At 71.0% G+C, this 18414-nt stretch carries 17 protein-coding genes; 10 read left to right on the forward strand and 7 right to left on the reverse strand.

Annotated features, from left to right (window positions below):
• The first annotated feature begins 14 nt into the window (after positions 1-14).
• On the forward strand, positions 15-1283 hold the full coding sequence (tyrS, locus tag ABT147_RS21000; protein WP_351408262.1) for a tyrosine--tRNA ligase: 1269 nt from the start codon (positions 15-17) through the stop codon (positions 1281-1283).
• A gap of 109 nt (positions 1284-1392) precedes the next feature.
• Here tyrS and ABT147_RS21005 read toward each other — a convergent pair whose 3' ends face one another.
• The gene (locus ABT147_RS21005; RefSeq protein ID WP_351408264.1) at positions 1393-1671 is read right to left on the reverse strand and encodes a GlsB/YeaQ/YmgE family stress response membrane protein; all 279 of its coding nucleotides are present in this window, start codon (positions 1669-1671) and stop codon (positions 1393-1395) included.
• A 247-nt stretch (positions 1672-1918) separates the two neighbouring features.
• Between ABT147_RS21005 and ABT147_RS21010 the strand changes: the two genes are divergently transcribed.
• On the forward strand, positions 1919-2341 hold the full coding sequence (locus tag ABT147_RS21010) for a DUF3099 domain-containing protein (RefSeq protein WP_351408266.1): 423 nt from the start codon (positions 1919-1921) through the stop codon (positions 2339-2341).
• A 222-nt stretch (positions 2342-2563) separates the two neighbouring features.
• Complete coding sequence (locus ABT147_RS21015) at positions 2564-2803, forward strand: hypothetical protein (RefSeq protein ID WP_351408268.1); 240 nt, start codon at positions 2564-2566, stop codon at positions 2801-2803.
• Between the two features lie 18 nt (positions 2804-2821).
• Here the strand turns inward: ABT147_RS21015 and moaA are convergent, their stop codons facing one another.
• The 3 genes from moaA to ABT147_RS21030 form a co-directional block, all read right to left on the reverse strand.
• Positions 2822-3811, reverse strand: coding sequence for a GTP 3',8-cyclase MoaA (moaA, locus tag ABT147_RS21020; RefSeq protein ID WP_351408270.1), 990 nt, complete (start codon positions 3809-3811; stop codon positions 2822-2824).
• 149 nt (positions 3812-3960) lie between these two features.
• Positions 3961-5586: a monocarboxylic acid transporter gene (locus ABT147_RS21025; RefSeq protein ID WP_351408272.1), complete on the reverse strand. Its 1626-nt coding sequence runs from the start codon at positions 5584-5586 to the stop codon at positions 3961-3963.
• The gene (locus ABT147_RS21030; protein ID WP_351408274.1) at positions 5583-5939 is read right to left on the reverse strand and encodes a DUF485 domain-containing protein; all 357 of its coding nucleotides are present in this window, start codon (positions 5937-5939) and stop codon (positions 5583-5585) included. Before ABT147_RS21030 ends, ABT147_RS21025 begins: the two co-directional genes overlap by 4 nt.
• Positions 5940-6349: 410 nt before the next feature.
• Here ABT147_RS21030 and ABT147_RS21035 point away from each other — a divergent pair, with 410 nt between their 5' ends.
• The 3 genes from ABT147_RS21035 to ABT147_RS21045 all read left to right on the forward strand — a co-directional run bounded on the left by ABT147_RS21035 (position 6350) and on the right by ABT147_RS21045 (position 10619).
• Positions 6350-7879 carry a S8 family serine peptidase gene (locus ABT147_RS21035; RefSeq protein WP_351408276.1) on the forward strand — a complete coding sequence of 510 codons (1530 nt, stop codon included), beginning with the start codon at positions 6350-6352 and terminating at the stop codon, positions 7877-7879.
• A gap of 153 nt (positions 7880-8032) precedes the next feature.
• Complete coding sequence (locus ABT147_RS21040; RefSeq protein ID WP_351408278.1) at positions 8033-9445, forward strand: CoA transferase; 1413 nt, start codon at positions 8033-8035, stop codon at positions 9443-9445.
• Positions 9446-9683: 238 nt separating this feature from the next.
• Positions 9684-10619, forward strand: coding sequence for a CopD family protein (locus tag ABT147_RS21045; RefSeq protein ID WP_502983129.1), 936 nt, complete (start codon positions 9684-9686; stop codon positions 10617-10619).
• A gap of 27 nt (positions 10620-10646) precedes the next feature.
• Here the strand turns inward: ABT147_RS21045 and ABT147_RS21050 are convergent, their stop codons facing one another.
• Together ABT147_RS21050 and ABT147_RS21055 are read right to left on the reverse strand one after the other, a co-directional pair.
• The gene (locus tag ABT147_RS21050) at positions 10647-11372 is read right to left on the reverse strand and encodes a lysoplasmalogenase (protein WP_351408282.1); all 726 of its coding nucleotides are present in this window, start codon (positions 11370-11372) and stop codon (positions 10647-10649) included.
• A complete protein-coding gene (locus ABT147_RS21055) occupies positions 11369-12256 on the reverse strand; it encodes a sterol desaturase family protein (protein ID WP_351408284.1) in 888 nt (295 codons plus the stop codon). The genes ABT147_RS21050 and ABT147_RS21055 overlap by 4 nt, the downstream gene beginning before the upstream one ends.
• Positions 12257-12414: 158 nt before the next feature.
• Between ABT147_RS21055 and ABT147_RS21060 the strand changes: the two genes are divergently transcribed.
• The 4 genes from ABT147_RS21060 to ABT147_RS21075 all read left to right on the forward strand — a co-directional run bounded on the left by ABT147_RS21060 (position 12415) and on the right by ABT147_RS21075 (position 17747).
• Positions 12415-15510, forward strand: coding sequence for an NACHT domain-containing protein (locus ABT147_RS21060; protein WP_351408286.1), 3096 nt, complete (start codon positions 12415-12417; stop codon positions 15508-15510).
• A 35-nt stretch (positions 15511-15545) separates the two neighbouring features.
• Positions 15546-16547: a DEDDh family exonuclease gene (locus ABT147_RS21065; protein WP_351408288.1), complete on the forward strand. Its 1002-nt coding sequence runs from the start codon at positions 15546-15548 to the stop codon at positions 16545-16547.
• A gap of 77 nt (positions 16548-16624) precedes the next feature.
• Positions 16625-16858, forward strand: coding sequence for a metallothionein (locus tag ABT147_RS21070; RefSeq protein WP_078531414.1), 234 nt, complete (start codon positions 16625-16627; stop codon positions 16856-16858).
• 85 nt (positions 16859-16943) lie between these two features.
• Positions 16944-17747 (forward strand): SURF1 family cytochrome oxidase biogenesis protein, encoded by an 804-nt coding sequence (locus tag ABT147_RS21075; protein WP_351408291.1) that lies wholly within the window; start codon positions 16944-16946, stop codon positions 17745-17747.
• Between the two features lie 58 nt (positions 17748-17805).
• Here ABT147_RS21075 and ABT147_RS21080 read toward each other — a convergent pair whose 3' ends face one another.
• On the reverse strand, positions 17806-18147 hold the full coding sequence (locus tag ABT147_RS21080; RefSeq protein ID WP_351408293.1) for a hypothetical protein: 342 nt from the start codon (positions 18145-18147) through the stop codon (positions 17806-17808).
• Positions 18148-18414: the final 267 nt, after the last annotated feature.

Genomic DNA, 18414 nt, shown 5'->3' on the forward strand with positions numbered 1-18414 from the left:
AGGAGCACGAGACCGTGACGGACATCGTCGACGAGCTGAAGTGGCGGGGCCTGTTCGCCCTGTCCACCGACGAGGACGCCTTGCGCAAGGCGCTCGCGGACGGTCCGGTCACGTTCTATTGCGGTTTCGACCCGACCGCGCCGTCCCTGCACGTCGGGCACCTGGTGCAGGTGCTCACCGTGCGCCGGCTCCAGCAGGCCGGACACCGGCCGCTGGCACTGGTCGGCGGCGCGACGGGCCTGATCGGCGACCCGCGCCCGACGGCGGAGCGCACGCTGAACGACCCGGAGACGGTCAACAAGTGGGTCGGCAGGCTGCGCTCCCAGATCGAGCCGTTCCTGTCCTTCGAGGGCGAGAACGCGGCCGTCATGGTCAACAACCTCGACTGGACCGAGGGCCTGTCCGCGATCGAGTTCCTGCGGGACATCGGCAAGCACTTCCGCGTCAACAAGATGCTGACGAAGGACTCCGTCGCCCGGCGCCTGGAGTCCGACCAGGGCATCAGCTACACCGAGTTCAGCTACCAGATCCTCCAGGGCATGGACTTCCTCCAGCTCTACCGGAGGTACGGCTGCACGCTCCAGCAGGGCGGCAGCGACCAGTGGGGCAACCTCACGGCTGGCCTGGACCTGATCCACCGCCTGGAGCCCGGCGTCGAGGCGCACGCGCTGGCCACGCCGCTGATGACCAAGGCGGACGGCACCAAGTTCGGCAAGACCGAGGGCGGCGCCGTCTGGCTCGACCCGGAGATGACGACGCCGTACGCGTTCTACCAGTTCTGGCTGAACGTGGACGACCGGGACATCACCCGGTACATGCGGATCCTGTCCTTCAAGTCCCGTGCGCAGATTGAGGAGTTGGAGAAGCAGACGGAGGAGCGGCCGCAGGCGCGGGCCGCGCAGCGGGCGCTGGCGGAGGAGCTGACGACGCTGGTGCACGGGGCCGGCCAGACGGCCGCGGTGATCGCCGCGTCCCGTGCGCTGTTCGGTCAGGGCGAGCTGGCGGAGCTGGACGACCGGACCCTCGCGGCGGCGCTGTCCGAGGTGCCCCACGTGCAGGTCGCCGAGCTGGGTCCGGTGGTCGATCTGTTCACCGAGGTCGGGCTGGTGCCCAGCAAGTCCGCGGGGCGGCGGACCGTGAAGGAGGGTGGGGCCTACGTGAACAACGTCAAGGTCACCGCGGAGGACGCCGTGCCGGCGTCGGAGGACCTCATTCATGGGCGGTGGCTGGTGCTGCGCCGGGGGAAGAAGAATCTGGCCGCGGTTGAGGTCGTCGGGGCCTAGCGCCGTAGGGGCGTGGGGTGTCTGGCGAGTACCGGTTCGTCGTGGTTGCTCGCGCAGTTCCCCGCGCCCCTTTGTGGCGGCTGCGCCGCCGTTCAAGGCGCTGTGGTGTTCAGGTTCGGTGTTTTCTCTTGCCCAGGGTGGCCATGTAGGCCATGTCTCCCAGGGCCACGATGATGATCGCGGCGACCAGCTGGAAGATGTGGCGGCTCCAGTCGATGCCGGAGGTCTCCTCCACACCGAAGCCGCGTGCGACCGCGTTGCCGACGATGGCGCCCAGCATTCCGAAGATCGTCGTCAGCCAGAGCGGGCTGTGCTGCTTGCCCGGGATGATCGCCTTGGCCAACAGGCCGAGGATGAATCCCACGATGATCGCCCACAACCAGCCCATGGCTGCCTCCTCGTACGGCTCGACGTGAGCAGTACGCCCAGTGTCGGCCCGCCCGCGGTACGCCGCATGTCGGGCACGGCCGTACGCGCCACGGCGCATTTCCTCCACTCCCGGTGGAAGGTGACCCGGTCTCGTAGGCGGCGCAGGCGCGGCGTAACGTGGAGCTTGTCCGGACCGCGGTCCCTACAGCGGGCGCGGGCGGGGCACGGGCCGGGGAGCGTCCGATACAGGCGGGTGGTGGAACGCGATGCGGAAGCAGAGCAACGTCGAGGTCTTCCGGATCACAGGCGCCCGGCAGGGTCTCACCGACGACGTCCGCGGCCGGCAGCGCCGGTACATCATCTCGATGTCCGTGCGCACCCTCGCGGTGATCGCCGCCGCGGTTCTCTGGAACGTCGAACGGCACGTCGCGGTCGTCGCACTGGTGCTCGGCGCGGTGCTGCCGTACATCGCCGTGGTGATCGCCAACGCGGGCCGTGAGAACGCGCCCTCCCTGCCGTCGACGTTCGTCGCCGCGCCCACGCGTCCGATGATCACGCCGCCGCGGGAGAAGGACGCCTCCTCCTCGGCGGAATCCGGGGCCTCGGGGCGCTTCGCGGAATCCGTCCCGGAGGACGCCGCGACCGATCCCGCGGGCGGTCGGCGGAGCGAGCCGCGCGAGCGGGCCTGAGCACCGGGAAGCCGGACGAAGCGGAATTCATCCGCCCGCCAAGCTCAAGAAATGCTCAGATCAATCATGTAGTTCCAGTGCCGGGCAGAGGCCTACCCGTGACATACTTCGTACGCGCTCCGCATCCCCCGTCGGAGCGACAGACCGACGCCGGGCAGCTCCCCCCGTGGCTGCTCGGCGTCGCCTTTTCTGCGGCGGGATCGCTGCGACTAGGGTCGACGTGTGAACATCCTCAACGTCCCCGGCTCCGATCCGTCCTCCCCCATCTGTTCGGCCAAGGGCTGTCGTGCGGACGCGGTCTGGGTGCTCGCCTGGAACAACCCCAAGCTGCACACGCCGGAGCGGCGCAAGACGTGGCTCGCGTGTGACGAGCACCGGGAGCATCTGTCGCAGTTCCTGGGTGTGCGGGGGTTCCTGAAGGATGTCGTCGCGCTGTCGGAGTGGGAAGCGCCCAAGGAGTGAGCGGGCGGGGAGCTCCCCTCAGCCGCCGATCGCCGACATCGGGCGGTCCGGCTGGATGAACGACGGGTCGTCCAGGCCCGCTCCCGCCTTCTTGCCCCACATCGCCAGGCGCCAGATACGGGCTATCTCATCGTCGGGGGCGCCGGAGCGCAACGCGGCCCTGAGGTCCGTCTCCTCGCGGGCGAAGAGGCAGGTGCGGACCTGGCCGTCGGCGGTGAGGCGGGTGCGGTCGCAGGCGGAGCAGAAGGGGCGGGTCACCGAGGCGATGACGCCGACGCGGTGCGGGCCGCCGTCGACCAGCCAGCGTTCCGCCGGGGCCGAGCCGCGTTCGTCCTGGCCCTCGGGGGTGAGGTCGAAGCGGGTGCGCAGGGAGGTCAGGATGTCGCCCGCCGTGACCATGCCGTCGCGCTTCCAGCCGTGCTGGGCGTCCAGGGGCATCTGCTCGATGAAGCGGAGCTCGTAGTCGTGCTCGACGGCCCAGGCGAGGAGGTCCGGGGCCTCGTTGTCGTTCAGGCCCGGCATCAGGACCGAGTTGACCTTGACGGGGGTGAGCCCCGCGTCGCGGGCGGCGGCCAGGCCTTCGAGGACGTCCTTGTGGCGGTCCCGGCGGGTGAGGGTCTTGAAGACGTCGGGGCGGATGGTGTCCAGGGAGACGTTCACCCGGTCCAGGCCCGCGGCCTTCAGTGCGACGGCGGTCCGCTTGAGGCCGATGCCGTTGGTGGTGAGGGACATCTGGGGGCGGGGGGCGAGGGCCGCCACGCGCTCCACGATGCCGACCAGGCCGGGGCGCAGCAGGGGCTCACCGCCGGTGAAGCGGACCTCCTCGACGCCCAGGGTGCGGACGGCTATGTCGATGAGGCGGACGATCTCGTCGTCCGTGAGCAGGTCGGGCTTGGCCAGCCACTGCAGGCCCTCCTCGGGCATGCAGTAGGTGCAGCGCAGATTGCACCGGTCGGTCAACGAGACCCTCAGGTCGGTGGCCACTCGGCCGTAGGTGTCGATGAGCACGTGGGCCCCCTCCCTCGCAGCTGATCACAAATTCTCCGACACCTGCGAGCCTACGTGACCGCGCTGACAACATCACGGGCCGATTCGCACGAGACGCGGCGCGGGGCCGCCGTAGGGATCTACGACGGCCCCGGGCGGAGCGAGCCGGATCAGTGCGCGCCGGTGCCCGTGAGGGACCGGACCTCCAGTTCGGCGTACTTGGCGGTGTCGGGCTCCTCCTTGGACAGGACGGTGCCGAGCCAGCCCATGAGGAAGCCGAACGGGATGGAGATGATGCCCGGGTTCTTCAGCGGGAACCAGGCGAAGTCGACGTCCGGGAACATCGCCTTCGGGTCGCCGGAGACGACGGGCGAGAACAGCACCAGGCCGACGGCGACGATCAGACCGCCGTAGATCGACCACAGCGCGCCCTGGGTGGTGAACTTCTTCCAGAAGAGGCTGTAGAGGATCGTCGGCAGGTTGGCGGAGGCCGCGACCGCGAAGGCTAGGGCGACCAGGCCGGCCACGTTCAGGTCGCGGGCGAGGGCGCCGAGGCCGATGGAGACGATGCCGATGGCGACGGTCGCCCAGCGGGCCGCGCGGACCTCCTCGGCGCCGGAGGCCTGTCCCTTGCGGATGACGTTGGCGTAGATGTCGTGCGCGAAGGACGACGACGAGGCGAGGGTGAGGCCCGCGACCACGGCGAGGATCGTCGCGAAGGCCACCGCCGAGATGGTGGCGAGCAGGATCGCGCCCCAGGCCGAGTCGACGCCGCCGAGATGCAGGGCGAGCAGCGGGGCCGCCGTGTTGCCCGACGGGTTGGAGGCGATGATCTCGTCCTGGGAGATCAGCGCGGCGGCGCCGAAGCCGAGGGCGATGGTCATCAGGTAGAAGCCGCCGATGATGCCGATGGCCCAGTTCACGGACTTACGGGCGGCCTTGGCGTTGGGCACCGTGTAGAAGCGGATCAGGATGTGCGGCAGACCGGCGGTGCCGAGGACCAGGGCGATGCCGAGGGAGATGAAGTCCAGCTTGGAGGTGCCCGTCAAGCCGTACTGGAGGCCGGGCTCCAGGAAGGCGGCGCCCTTGCCGCTGTTCTCGGCGGCGGTGCCGAGCAGATCGGAGATGTTGAAGTTGAACTTCAGCAGCACCAGGAACGTAATGAGGAGCGTGCCGCCGATGAGCAGCACCGCCTTCACCATCTGGACCCAGGTGGTGCCCTTCATACCGCCGATGGAGACGTAGACGATCATCAGGAGGCCGACGAGGGCGACGATGAGGATCTTGCCCGCGTCGGAGGTGATGCCGAGGAGCAGCGAGACGAGGACGCCCGCGCCCGCCATCTGGGCCAGCAGGTAGAAGATCGACACGACGATCGTGGAGGTGCCGGCGGCGGTGCGGACGGGGCGCTGGCGCATGCGGTACGCGAGCACGTCGCCCATGGTGTAGCGGCCGGAGTTCCGCAGCGGCTCGGCGACCAGGAGCAGGGCGACCAGCCAAGCGACCAGGAAGCCGATGGAGTACAGGAAGCCGTCGTAGCCGAAGAGGGCGATCGCGCCGGCGATGCCGAGGAACGACGCGGCGGACATGTAGTCGCCGGAGACCGCGAGGCCGTTCTGGAAGGCGCTGAACTGGCGGCCGCCCGCGTAGAAGTCGGCGGCGTCCTTGGTCTGGCGGCCGGCCCAGACGGTGATGCCGAGGGTCGCCAGGACGAACAGCGCGAACAGGGTGATGATGAGCGGCCGGTGCTCGCTGGCCTCGTTGGCCGCGAGGAACGTCTGCTGTACGGGGCTCATGCGCCGCCCTCCATCCGGGACTTGATCGCCTCGGCCTTGGGGTCGAGCTTCGCGGCGGCGTGCTTCGAGTACCACCAGGCGATGAGGAACGTGGTGACGAACTGGGCGACGCCGAAGACGAAGGCGACGTTGATGTTGCCGAAGAGCTTGGTGCCCATGAAGTCGCCCGCGTAGTTGGAGAGCAGGACGTACAGCAGGTACCAGGCGATGAAGCCCACGGTCAGCGGGAAGGCGAACGAGCGGTAGGAGCGGCGCAGCTCGGCGAACTCGGCGCTCTCATGGACCGCGGAGAACTCCTCGGGGGAGGGGAGATGATGCTCGGCCTTCGCGGGGGGCGGTGCGTCGGTTGCCACGGAGTCTCCTCGCGTCTGAGCCGCGGTCGCGACGGTGGATGGTGACTTTTTCGCCGTCGGATCGGGGGACGGACTGGGTACGGACATGGGGTCGGCTCTGTTCCTTCGGTGACGGGTGCACGATCGTGCTCGGGCTCCCTGCTCAACGTCACGGCGGCGCGCGAGGACCGGTTCAACCGCGCGTGTTTCTTTCGAGAACCGATGCGGAAGCACTGCGGAGGCCGATACGGAAGTGGCCGGTAAGTGCGGTGACTTCGAGGGTTACCCCTCTACTTCGGCCTCCCGCCCGTGAAGTCATTGCTGGCCGGTGACGACCAGGGATAGCTTCGGGCTGCACCACCAACGTCATGTACCTGCCCGGGCACCCGTGTGTCTCGGGCCGGTTTCTTTGAGGATGATGTGGAGATCCCATGGCTCATCTGCGCTCCAGACGACGGCTCGCCCTCGCGGTGCCGGTCGTCCTGTCGCTGACCGCCTCGCTCGGTTTCCTGCCGGGCGTCGCCTCGGCGACCCCGCTCGCGCAGTCCACGGCCGCGACCGCGGAGGGCCCGAACCTCTCGTACGTCGTGAACACGAAGACGGACAAGCGCACGATCGCCTCCGTGCAGAAGGCGATAGCCAAGGCCGGCGGCACGGTCGTGATCACGTACGACCGGATCGGCGTGATCGTGGTCCACTCGACCGACCCGGCGTTCGGCGCGACGATCCGCGCCGTGCGCGGGGTGCAGTCCGCCGGCGCCACCCGAACCTCGCCGCTGACCCCCGCCGGTACGACGGACCTGGGTGCCGTCGACATGCTGACGGACGCGGAGGCCGCGAAGGTGAAGGCCGCCTCGGCGGACATACCCGACGCCGAGCCCCTCGAGGCCGACCAGTGGGACCTGCGGTCGATCGGCGCCGACAAGGCCGCGAAGATCGACGACGGCAGCAAGAAGGTCACGGTCGCCGTGATCGACACCGGCGTCGACGACACCCACCCGGACCTCGCGCCGAACTTCTCCAAGTCGCAGTCGGCCAACTGCAACGGCGGTGTCGCGGACACCAGCGAGGGCTCCTGGCGGCCGTACACCCCGCAGGACTACCACGGCACGCATGTCGCCGGTGAGATAGCCGCGGCCCGCAACGGCGTCGGTGTGGCCGGTGTCGCGCCGGGTGTGAAGGTCTCCAGCATCAATGTGACCGACCGCGCCAGCGGCCTCTTCTACGCGGAGAGCGTCGTCTGCGCGTTCGTGTTCGCCGCCGACCGCGGTGTGGAGATCACGAACAACAGCTACTACGTCGACCCGTGGCTCTACAACTGTGTCGACGACCCGGACCAGGAAGCCATCGTCGACGCGGTGAACCGGGCCCAGAAGTACGCCACGAAGAAGGGCACCCTGCACCTGGCCTCGGCGGGCAACTCCAACCACGACCTCGCCTCCGACGCGATCGTGGACGCGTCCAGCCCCAACGACACCACCCCGGTCGAGCGCACCATCGACCCGAGCGAGTGCTTCGACGTGCCGACCCAGCTGCCGGGCATCGTCACGGTCAGCGCGACGGGCGTGAAGAACGAGAAGTCGTACTACTCCACGTACGGCAACGGTGTCGTCGACATCGCGGCGCCGGGCGGCGACGCCCGCTACCAGATCCCGGACACGCCGTCGAAGAACGGCCGCATCCTGTCCACCATGCCGAACGGCGCGTACGGCTTCCTGCAGGGCACGTCGATGGCGTCGCCGCACGCCGCCGGTGTCGCCGCGCTGCTGAAGTCCACGCACCCGTGGGCGAGCCCGAAGCAGCTGCAGTGGCTGCTCAAGGCCCAGGCGGACGAGCAGGCCTGCCCGACGTCGTACGACCAGAACGGCGACGGCGTCCAGGACGCGGTGTGCGAGGGCGACCCGCACGTGAACGGCTTCTACGGCTTCGGCATCGTCAACGCCCTGAAGGCCGTCAAGTAGTAACCCCGTCGCCCGGGGAGCGCCACGCCTCGTAACGCTCGATCAGGCAGGTACTGCTCTCGTACGGAGTTCACGGGCCGGGCGGTGTTCACCGCCCGGCCCTTCCGTTGTCCCGGGGCGGTGTTGATCGTGTACACAGCGCACAGTGGGTTCATGACAGACATGGAGTTCGCATGGGCGGCACTGGGCGGCGATCCCGCCCTGCTGCCGAGGGTCTCGACCGTCGTACGGGACGGGGTGCTCGACGCCCGGCTGCCGGTACGGGAGCTGGCGCGGACCTGCGTGGGGGTGTGCGCGCTGGCGGCGGCCGAGCTGGGGGCGCGGCGGGCCGGGCTCGCGGAGGTGCCCCGGGTGCGGGTGGACGACGGGGCGGTCGGTACCGCCTTCGTGAGTGAGCGGCATCTGCTGGTCGACGGGCGGGCGCCGGTCGCCTTCGCGCCGCTGTCGCGGTTCTGGCGGACGGCGGACGGGTGGGTGCGCACGCACGCCAACTATCCGCATCACCGGGAGCGGTTGCTGTCCGCGCTGGGGGTGCCCGCCGCCGGTGTACCCGCCTCCGATGCACCTACCGCCGACGTGTCCGCTGTCGCGTCCGTGCTCGCCGAGCGGTCGTCCCTGGAGGTCGAGGAGACCGTGTACGCGGCCGGGGGCCTCGCGGTCGCCCTGCGGACGGCCGGGGAGTGGGCGGCGCACGAGCAGGCGGCGGCCGTACGGGGGCGTCCGCTGGTCGAGTGGGAGCGGGTGGACGACGCCGGCGCTCCCCACGCGCGCGTGCCCGGGCCCTTGGCTTCGGCCGAGGCGTCCTCATTGCCCGCCGCCGGGGTAAGGGTCCTGGACCTGACCCGGGTCATCGCGGGTCCTGTCGCCACCCGCACGCTCGCCCTGCTGGGCGCGGACGTCCTGCGTGTCGACCCGCCGGGGATGCCCGAGATCCTCGACCAGCACGCCGACACGGGCTTCGGGAAGCGGTCGGCGGCGCTCGATCTGGCCGCGGATCCGGGGGCCTTCGAGGCGCTGCTCGCCGAGGCGGACGTCGTCGTCACCGGGTACCGGCCCGGCGCTCTGGACCGGTTCGGGTTGTCCCCCGAGGCGCTGGCCGAGCGGCGGCCGGGGCTGGTGGTGGCGCGGCTCTCGGCGTGGGGCGCGTACGGGCCGTGGGCGGAGCGGCGGGGCTTCGACAGTCTGGTGCAGGTGGCCACGGGGATCGCGGCGGCCGAGGGCTCCGTGGAGCGGCCGGGCGCCCTGCCCGCGCAGGCGCTGGACCACGGGACGGGGTATCTGCTGGCGGCGGCCGTCCTGCGGGCGCTCACCGAGCGGGTGGACGGGGGCGGCGGTCGTGTCGTCCGGCTGGCGCTCGCGCGCACGGCGGCCTGGTTGACGGACGGCGTCGAGCGTGGCCCGGGCGGATCCGACGCCTACGCCGGGCCGGAGCCGTGGCTCGCCGAACGGGACAGCCCGCTGGGGCGGCTGCGGTACGCGCTGTCGCCGGTGTCCTTCGAGGACGGGCCGGGTGACTGGGCACGGCCGCCGGGCCTCTGGGGAACGGACGACGCGCGCTGGGACTGAGTCACCGGAAGCCCTGAACCGTACGTATGGGCGGAATGCAGAACTGCCAGTTGTTTTCGGGCGCTTGCCCGGTTCTGGTGCGACTGGTGAACTTTTCGGGGTGGGCCTGACGAGACGGACGGCGGAGGAGACGGAAGCGAGCGCGGAGACGGGAGCGGGGGCGGAGGCCGGCGAGCCCGAGGAGCGGGCCGAGCCGCGACCCGGGCGGCCCGGGAGTGGGACCGGCCGGGCCGTCGTGGTGCTCGTCCTGGTGGCCGTGGGCGCGCTGATACCGCTGCTCGGGCCGCGTGTCGCGCTGAACGGTACGGGGGAGGCCGGGGCGCCCGGGGCCGGTGGGATCGCTCTGCTGCGGGCGGTGTCGCTGGCCGCGCTCTGTGTGTCGGCGGGTGAGCTGTTCGTGGCGTGGCTGGCGCGACGGGTGCCGGGCGCGCCCGGGCAGGCGCCGCGCGGTGGGGCGCCTTGGGCGGCGGGGGCCGGTTTCGTGGCCTCGCTGGGGCTGGCCTCGGTCGTGGCCACGGGCAATCTGGTGCCGGACTCCCCCGCCGACATCGACGTGGGCGGCCTGTACGAGACCCGGGACGGGAGACTCGCCCTGCTGGAGGTCAACGCGTTCGCGGCGGCCGGTCTGCTCGCGCTCTCCCGCCGCCCGGCCGCCCAGGCGCTGCCCCTGGCCGCGGTCGTCGTCGCGGAGGCACTGCGCGCCCACCCCACCACCGAGTACAGCCCGCTCGTCGGCACCGGGCTGACCCTGGTGCACCTGACGTGCGCGGCCCTGTGGGCGGGCGGGCTGCTCCACGTCCTGCGGACGCTGCGCACGCGCGCGTGGCGCTCGACGGAGGCGGGGGTCGCGTTGTTGGGCCTCTACGCGCGCGTGGCCGCCGTTCTGCTCGCCGCCGTCACCGCCACCGGTGTGGGGAGCACGCTGCGCCGGATGCCGCCGGGCACGGTCCTGGACCAGCTGACGGAGACGGCGTACGGGCGCGCCCTGCTCGCCAAGGTGCTCCTCGTGGCCGCCGTCGCCGCCCTCGCCCTCTGGGCCCGCCTTCGGCTGCGCGGCGCGGCCGACGACCCGCTCCACGCCTGCGTGCCCGCACGCGCGGAGGTGGCGGTGCTCGGCCTGGTCGTCGCGGTGTCGGCGCTGCTGACGGCGTTGCCGGTGCCGATCCGCTGGTGAGCGACCGGGGCGCACTGTTCGGGCTGGTCAGGCCGTGCCCGTGGAGGTCGTGCCCGTGGAGGTCGTGGTCGAGGTGGTGGTCGTGGAGACCTCACCGTGCGCCGGGGTGGGCGTGGGGCGCGCGCCGAGGGTTCCGAGGATCCCCCGGACCAGCAGGTACTGGGCCGCCAGATAGGTGAGCATGATCCACAGGTCGGGTCGGGGCGGTTGCGGCCACTCGGCGACACCGGTCGCGATGAGCATGTCCGACACCACGAAGAGCGCGCCGCCGAGCCCCGCGAGGAGCCCCAGCCGAGTGGCGGCCCACGCCATCGTGGTCAGCAGGGCGCTGTAGCCCGCGACGGGGAGCCGTAGATCCGCCGGCAGCCCGGGCCACAGGCTCGCGACGGCGACGACCAGGGCGACGGCGTATCCGATGCCGTACGCGACCCGCCCGCGCTCCTCGGACCTCCCGAAGAGCACGAGGTAGCAGACGTGGCCCGCCGCGAAGGAGGCCATCCCGGCGAGGAAGGCCGGTTCGGCGTCGGAGAGGAGCAGCACATCGCCGCCCCAGCCGAACAGCAGTGCGGCGAGCAGCGGTCGAGGCGCACCGCGTGTGTACGCGTAGGCCGCGAGCAAGGGCATCAGCAGCGGCTTGGCGACGACGTGCCCCTCGGAGAACCCGGCGGCGAGGGAGCCGAGGTCGACGGCGGCGGCCACCCCGAAGGCGACGAGGAGGGCGGAGCGGAGGGCCGAGCCTCGGTCCGGCTTCACGCGACGGTTTCCGTGGCCGGGGCGGTGGCGTCGCGCTCGACGGTCTCCACCGGCCGCGCGGGCTGCCAGCCGGGTCCGCCGAGGACCCGACCCGCCCGCTCGCCCCAACTCTCCGCTCTCTTCAGGTCCTTGGCGATGGAGACGTACTCATGGGTGGCGACCCGCAGCGGGTTGTACGTGTCGATGTTCTTCGTCAGCCCGTACACCGGCCGCTCGGTCTCCTCGACGAACGAGCCGAAGAGCCGGTCCCAGACGATGAGGATGCCGCCGAAGTTGCGGTCCAGATAGCCGCCCTGGGAGGCGTGGTGGACCCGGTGGTGCGAGGGCGTGTTGAACACGAACTCGAAGGCGCGGGGCAGCTTCCCGATCCGCTCGGTGTGGATCCAGAACTGGTAGACGAGGTTGGCGGCGGAGCAGAAGGCGAGCGCGGCCGGGTGCACGCCGAGGGCGATGAGCGGGACGTAGAAGGGCCACACGGTCAGGGTCGTCCAGGGCTGCCGCAGGGCGGTGGTCAGATTGAACTTCCGGCTGGAGTGGTGGACGACATGGCACGCCCAGAGGATCCGGATCACGTGGTGGCCGCGGTGCGACCAGTAGTAGAAGAAGTCCTGCGCGAGCAGCATCAGCGGAATCGTCCACCACAGGACGGGCACGCGCAGCGGGGTCAGTTCGTGGACCGCCGTGTAGATCGCGACGATCGGGATCTTCCAGAGGAAGTCGAAGGCGAGACTCCCGAGTCCCATGCCGACGCTCGTCGCGGCGTCCTTCGCCTCGTACCCCGCGGCATCGTCGTCCGGATGGATCCGGACACTGATCACCTCGATCACGGTGAGCAGCACGAAGGCGGGTATCGACCACAGCACGACATCGGGCAGGTTCGGCATGTGGGCACGGTAGAACCGCTGGTCGGCGGGGGCTAGACGTTGTTACTGACAAGTATTTCCGGTGGTACGCGCTTGCTTCTTGGCGTTCTCCACCAATTCGAGGGGCAGGGAGGAAGCAGGGCGGGGGCATCCCGGCGTGGCGGCAGGGGGAGGGCGCGATGCAGGGCATCGAAGTGGTGCTGGTCCGGCTGGCGTCGACGGTGGTGTCGACCCTGGTGAAGTCGGTCCTCACCCCGGTCGCACGGAAGCAGGGCGCAGGCCTGGTGACCGATCCGGTACGGCCGCTGCCGAAGCCCCCCTCCCCCGACAGGCTGGCCCGGGTGCTCTCCGGCCGGATCTCCGGCGCGTACGCGGACCTGCCCGAGCACGAGCGGCTCGCGGCCGTCGCCGCCGTGCAGGACACCTTCGCCGCCGCCGGTCTCACGGCGGACCGGCTCTTCGCGGCCGACCTGGATCCCGAGCGTCTCGCCGCCGGGTTACCCGCGCCGGACGCCGGTCTCTCCGCCCGCGCCTTGGACCTGTACGCCGAACTGCTCGGCCTGTGCTGTGCCCACCTGGTCGAACAGCTCACCGCCCACCCCTCGTTCGCGGCGCGGGCGGCCGTGGAACAGACCCGACGCTCCGGGCGCGCGGAGGGTCTGCTGCTCGACCTGGCCGATACTCCCCGCCCGCGGTCCGTGGCCCTCGACTTCGAACAGCGGTACACCGAGTTCGTCGCCCGGACCCAGTCCCGCCTGGAGCTGTTCGGCGTCACCCTCGGCGACCGCCGACGCGCCGAATGGTCGCTCGACACGGCCTACATCAGCCTCGCGGTGAGCGGCGACCGCCCCGACGACCCGCGCCGCGAGGGCCTCGGACCGCCCGATGCGGCACCGGCCGCCCTCAAGGTGGAGCAGGCCCTGGCCGACTGCGACCGGCTCGTACTGCGCGGCCCCGCCGGTTCGGGCAAGTCCACCCTCGTCCAGTGGCTCGCCCTCAACGCGGCCCGGCGCGGCTTCGCCCCGGAGCTGGCGGCGTGGAACCTGTGCGTGCCGTTCGTCCTGCGCCTGCGCTCCTTCAACACCCCCGACGGCCTGCCGATGCCGGAGGACTTCCTCCCGGCCTCCGGAGTCCCGCTGCGCGCGCCCGACGGCTGGACCTCCGAACTGCTCTCCACCGGCCGGGCGTTGGTGCTGATCGACGGGGTCGACGAGGTGCCGACACGGCTGCGCGCCCGTACCGAGAGCTGGCTGAAGTCCCTGATCGCCGCGTACCCGAAGGCGCGTTACGTGGTGACGACCCGGCCGGCGGCGGTGCCGGAGGACTGGCTGACGGGGCAGGGGTTCACGGCGCTCTCGCTGCTCCCCATGGAGCGGGAGGACATCCGGGCGTTCATCGGCCACTGGCACGACGCGGCCCGCCTGGAGTGCCTGTCCGAGGAGGAGCGGTCCTCGCTCGACACCTACGAGGCGGGCCTCGGCCAGGCGGTCACCGGCCGCCGGGACCTGGCTCGGCTCGCCACCAACCCCCTGATGTGCGCCCTGCTCTGCGCCCTCAACCGCGACCGCCGTATGCGACTGCCGCGCGCCCGCAAGGAGTTGTACGACGCCGCGCTGGACCTGCTGCTCGTACGGCGGGACACCGAGCGGGAGATCACCTCGGTCGAGGGGGTGACGCTGTCCCGCGAGGAACAGACGGCACTCCTGCAACGCCTCGCGTACTGGCTCATCCGCAACGGCCAGGTGGAGGCGTCCCGCGAGGACGCCGTCTCCATGCTGGAGGAGTGGCTGGACGCCATGCCCCAGGTCCGCGAACAGGGCGACGCCGAACAGGTCTTCTCCCACCTCCTGATCCGCAGCGGGCTGCTCCGCGAGCCCGTGCCCGGGTACGTGGACTTCGTCCACCGCACCTTCCAGGACTATCTGGGCGCCAAGGCGGCGGTCGAGGCCCGCGACTTCGGGGTCCTCGTCCGCCACGCGCACGACGACCAGTGGGACGACGTGGTGCGGATGGCCGTGGGGCACGCGCGGGTGGAGGAACGGGGGCGGCTGCTCCGCCAGTTGCTGCGGCGGGCCGACAAGGTGCGCAGGCATCGGGAGCGGCTGGTGCTGCTGGCGGCGGCGAGTCTGGAGCATGCGCCGGAGTTGGATCCCGGGGTGCGGAGGGAGGTGGAGGAGCGGACGGGGGAGTTGATGCCGCCGGGTTCGACCGAACAGGCCGACGCCTTGGCGAAGGTGGGCGAGTTGGTGGTGGAGCTGCTGCCGGGGCCGGAGGGGCTGACGGATCGGGAGTCGGCGGCCGTGGTGCGTACCGCCGGGCGGGTCGGGGGCGACGCGGCACTGGCGGTGATCTCACGGTTCCGCGCCGATCAGCGCTTCCGTGTGCGTATCGCGCTCAACGAAGCGTGGAACGCGTTCGACGTCAACGAGTACTTCGAGACGGTGCTGGACGGAACCGTCACGGCGGACGAGCGGCTCACCATGAGCAGCCCCGAGCAGATGGCGCTGCTGCCGCGGCTCACGCGGCTCACGCGGTTGCTCCTGCTGGGCGATCACGATGTCCCGGTCGACGCACTGGAACGAACACCCCTGGAACACCTGGCCCTCATCGACAACAACCGGATCAGCGACCCGTCCGGCTTGCGACGGCTGCCACATCTCCGCGAGTTGATGCTCCAGCGCTGTCACTCCGTCACTCTCGAAACGGTGGCCTGCCTCCCGCTGAAGAACCTCTACGTCTACGAACCGCGCGAACCGCTCTCACTGGCACCCCTGAACGACCTGCCCACGCTGCGGCATCTGGTCTTCGACTACCCGGCACCGGAGACTTCCGTGGGCGACCTCGCCTTCGCCCCACGACTCACCGGCCTCGGATTCTTCAGGGGAGCGGCCACGATGAAGCTGTCCGGCATCGAGGCCTTGACCGCACTGGAGTGGCTCACCGTCAACGAAAACCACCAGTGGCTCGACTTCCTCGCCGCCGGCTCGTGCTCCCCGCTGCGCACCCTTCAGCTCCTGGACGTGAGCCGGGTCGACTGCGCCGACCTGCTCCCCCATCAGCGACTGACGCGTGTGTACCTCGGCAAAGTCCGTCAGGTGGACCGCGTCGCGGCCCTCGCCGAACTCCCCGAACTGACGGACGTCTCGTTCTCTCGGACCGGCCCCATCGATCTGACCCCCTTGGCCGCCCTCGACCACCTCACGGTCCACCTCAACGACTGCCCGGACGTCATCGGCGCCGAGCTCTTCCCCAGGGACCGGCTCACCGTCGGGTAACGAGCTGTCAGTCGTGGCCCGTATCCTCATGGACCATGCTCGAAGACCACACGACCGCAGCGTCGCAAGCGCCTTGGCCGGCCGCGTATCCACAGGGGTACGCGGTCGTGGACGTGGAGACGACCGGGCTGGCCCGGGACGACCGGATAATTTCGGCGGCTGTGTACAGACTGGACGCGCGGGGCGAGGTCGAGGACCACTGGTACACGCTGGTGAACCCGGAGCGGGATCCGGGGCCGGTGTGGATCCACGGGCTGACGAGTGACGTGCTCGAAGGGGCGCCCCTTTTCAAGGAGATCGCGGAGGAGTTCTCCTCCCGGCTCGCGGACCGTGTGCTCGTCGCGCACAACGCGGTGTTCGACTGGTCGATGATCGCCCGGGAGTACGCGCGCGCGGAGACCGAGGCGCCGGTGCGGCAGCGGCTGTGCACGATCGCGCTGTCGAAGGAGCTGGGGCTGCCGCTGCCGAACCACAAGCTGGAGTCGCTGGCGGCGCACTTCGGGGTCGTACAGCAGCGGGCGCACCACGCGTTGGACGACGCGCGGGTGCTGGCGGAGGCGTTCCGGCCTAGTCTGCGGGTCGCCGCCGCGAGTGGCGTACGGCTGCCGCTGCACGAGTGCCGGCCGCTGACCGAGTGGCGGGACAGCCCCGCCGCCCCCCGGATCGGGCAGCAGGCGGGCCCCGGCGGCGGCGGTTACGGCAGCTACCGGCCCACCAGTTGGCGGCCCTCGCGGAAGCGGCCGGCCTGCCCGCATCCCAACCCCGGGCGCTACGAGGACGGCAAACCGCTCAAGCAGGGCATGCGGGTCGCCTTCTCCGGGGACACGTCGATCGAACGCGATCTGCTGGAGGACCGCGCGATCGAGGCCGGGCTGCATGTCGCGACGAGCCTCTCCCGGGTGACCAGTCTGCTCGTCACCAACGACCCGGACTCGAACACGTCGAAGGTGGTCAAGGCCCGGCAGTACGGGACGCCGGTCGTGGACGAGGCCGCGTTCGGGCAGTTGCTCCGCGATGTCGAACCCGCGGACGAGTGAGTCGTTCTGGGTGATTGGCACGCGACTCGCCCGCCGCCCGCTCGCCCGGGCGACGGTCACGGCTCACCCTGTGGCGCATGGCGAGATGCGAAGTTTGCGGCAATGACTACGGAATGACCTTCGAGATCCACGCCCAGGGCGCGGTGCATGTCTTCGACTGCTTCTCCTGCGCGATCCACCGCATGGCTCCGATCTGCGAGCACTGCCGGGTGCAGATCATCGGCCAGGGCGTCGAGGTCGAGGGCCACTGGTACTGCGGCGCCCACTGCGCTCGGGCCGAGGGGAAGGCGGGGATCGTCGACAAAGTCTGACGCCGGCGCGTGAGGTCCGCGTCGGTGACGGCCCTCGGCGGGACCCTCCCGCCGGGGGCCGAATCGCGCGAGGTACGGTCAGTGGGTGTACCGCTTCCTGTTGTCCCGGCAGTGGGTGATCCTCACTCTGCTCGCGCTCGTCCTGATCCCGACCATGGTCAGGCTGGGTATCTGGCAGATGCATCGCTACGAGGAGCGCAGCGCGCGTAATCAGCTCGTCGCCGACGCGCTGGCCTCGAAGCCGGTGCCCGTGGAGCGGCTGACCTCCCCCGGGCACACCGTCACCAGCGCCGAGCGCTACCGCACGGTGACCGCGAAGGGCCGCTTCGACACCGACGACGAGGTCGTCGTCCGCCGCCGCGTCAACGCCGACGACGAGGTCGGCTTCCATGTCCTGACCCCGTTCGTGCTCGACGACGGCAAGGTGCTGCTCGTCAACCGGGGGTGGATCCCCGCGGACGGTCCGAGCCAGACCGCGTTCCCCAAGATCCCCGCGCCGGCCGGCGGCGAGGTCACCGTCACCGGGCGGCTGATGCCCGACGAGACGACCGAGGCGAGCGGTATCAAGGATCTCCAGGGCCTGCCGGACCGGCAGATCATGCTGATCAACAGCGAGCGGGAGGCGGACCGCCTCGGTGTCCAGGTGCTCGGCGGATACCTCGCGCAGACGGCGCCCGAGCCCAAGGGCGACACCCCGGAACAGCTCGGCAGTCCCGGCGACGAGAACGCCGCGCTGAACTACGCCTACGCCCTTCAGTGGTGGCTCTTCGCCCTCGGCGTTCCCGTCGGCTACGTCATCCTCGTCCGCCGTGAGCGCCGCGACCGCGCGGAGGCGGCGGCCGCCGCGGCGGAGGAGAAGGACGAGGAGACGGCGCCCGCTCCGGCATAGCCCGGTCGGGCCTGGTCAGGCCTGTTCCGGTCAGGCCTCACGTCCGATCAGTCAGGCCTCACGTCCGGCCGCGGTCGTCCGTCGACCGCATCGACCGCTTCGACCGGTCTCGCCAGTACACGAACGTACGTTCCGGCTGGCGGCCCAGGCGCCCGAAGACGGGGGCGGCCTCGGCCGGGCGGTGGGCGCGGGTCAGGGCGAACGCGAGGATGTTGAGGTCGGTGACGGCTTCGGCGTGGGGTGCGGCGAGAGGTAGCGCAGGAGGCGGTGGTACGACGTCCGCCGGGCGGTCGGTGGTCCAGCGCTGGGGGATCGCGGTGGGGAGGCGTTGGGCCAGTACGGCGATGCGGTGCGCTCTGCGGTCCCAGTCGCGGCCGGTGATGCGGAGGAGGTCGGCCACCGGTGTCCATGGGGGGCGAGTGGGGCCGGCGCCCAGGCCGTGGAGTTGTTGGGCGGGGCGGAGATCGGTCACGGGGGTGGGTCGGGGCCGCCGGGCGCCCTGGGATCGCCAGGCATCCGGCGGCTTTGGCTGGACGGAGGGTGGGTTTCGCTCACCGGCGCTTGCCGGGTGCCGCTGCGCCCACCCTCCCCCATCGCCCCTAGCGGCACGACTGCCCGCAGTTGGGAACAGCAGAGTGAGCAACAGCGGCCCTGCACAGCGACAGCG

Origin of the sequence: Streptomyces sp. NPDC001868 (assembly GCF_040297125.1) — a bacterium.
Taxonomy (GTDB): domain Bacteria; phylum Actinomycetota; class Actinomycetes; order Streptomycetales; family Streptomycetaceae; genus Streptomyces.

Coding starts and splice junctions, on each gene's coding strand:
- ABT147_RS21005 (WP_351408264.1), bottom strand. CDS start 1,671: ATGGGCTGGTTGTGGGCGATCATCGTGGGATTCATCCTCGGCCTGTTG.
- ABT147_RS21010 (WP_351408266.1), top strand. CDS start 1,919: ATGCGGAAGCAGAGCAACGTCGAGGTCTTCCGGATCACAGGCGCCCGG.
- ABT147_RS21025 (WP_351408272.1), bottom strand. CDS start 5,586: ATGAGCCCCGTACAGCAGACGTTCCTCGCGGCCAACGAGGCCAGCGAG.
- ABT147_RS21035 (WP_351408276.1), top strand. CDS start 6,350: ATGGCTCATCTGCGCTCCAGACGACGGCTCGCCCTCGCGGTGCCGGTC.
- ABT147_RS21040 (WP_351408278.1), top strand. CDS start 8,033: ATGACAGACATGGAGTTCGCATGGGCGGCACTGGGCGGCGATCCCGCC.
- ABT147_RS21055 (WP_351408284.1), bottom strand. CDS start 12,256: ATGCCGAACCTGCCCGATGTCGTGCTGTGGTCGATACCCGCCTTCGTG.
- ABT147_RS21060 (WP_351408286.1), top strand. CDS start 12,415: ATGCAGGGCATCGAAGTGGTGCTGGTCCGGCTGGCGTCGACGGTGGTG.
- ABT147_RS21065 (WP_351408288.1), top strand. CDS start 15,546: ATGCTCGAAGACCACACGACCGCAGCGTCGCAAGCGCCTTGGCCGGCC.
- ABT147_RS21070 (WP_078531414.1), top strand. CDS start 16,625: ATGGCGAGATGCGAAGTTTGCGGCAATGACTACGGAATGACCTTCGAG.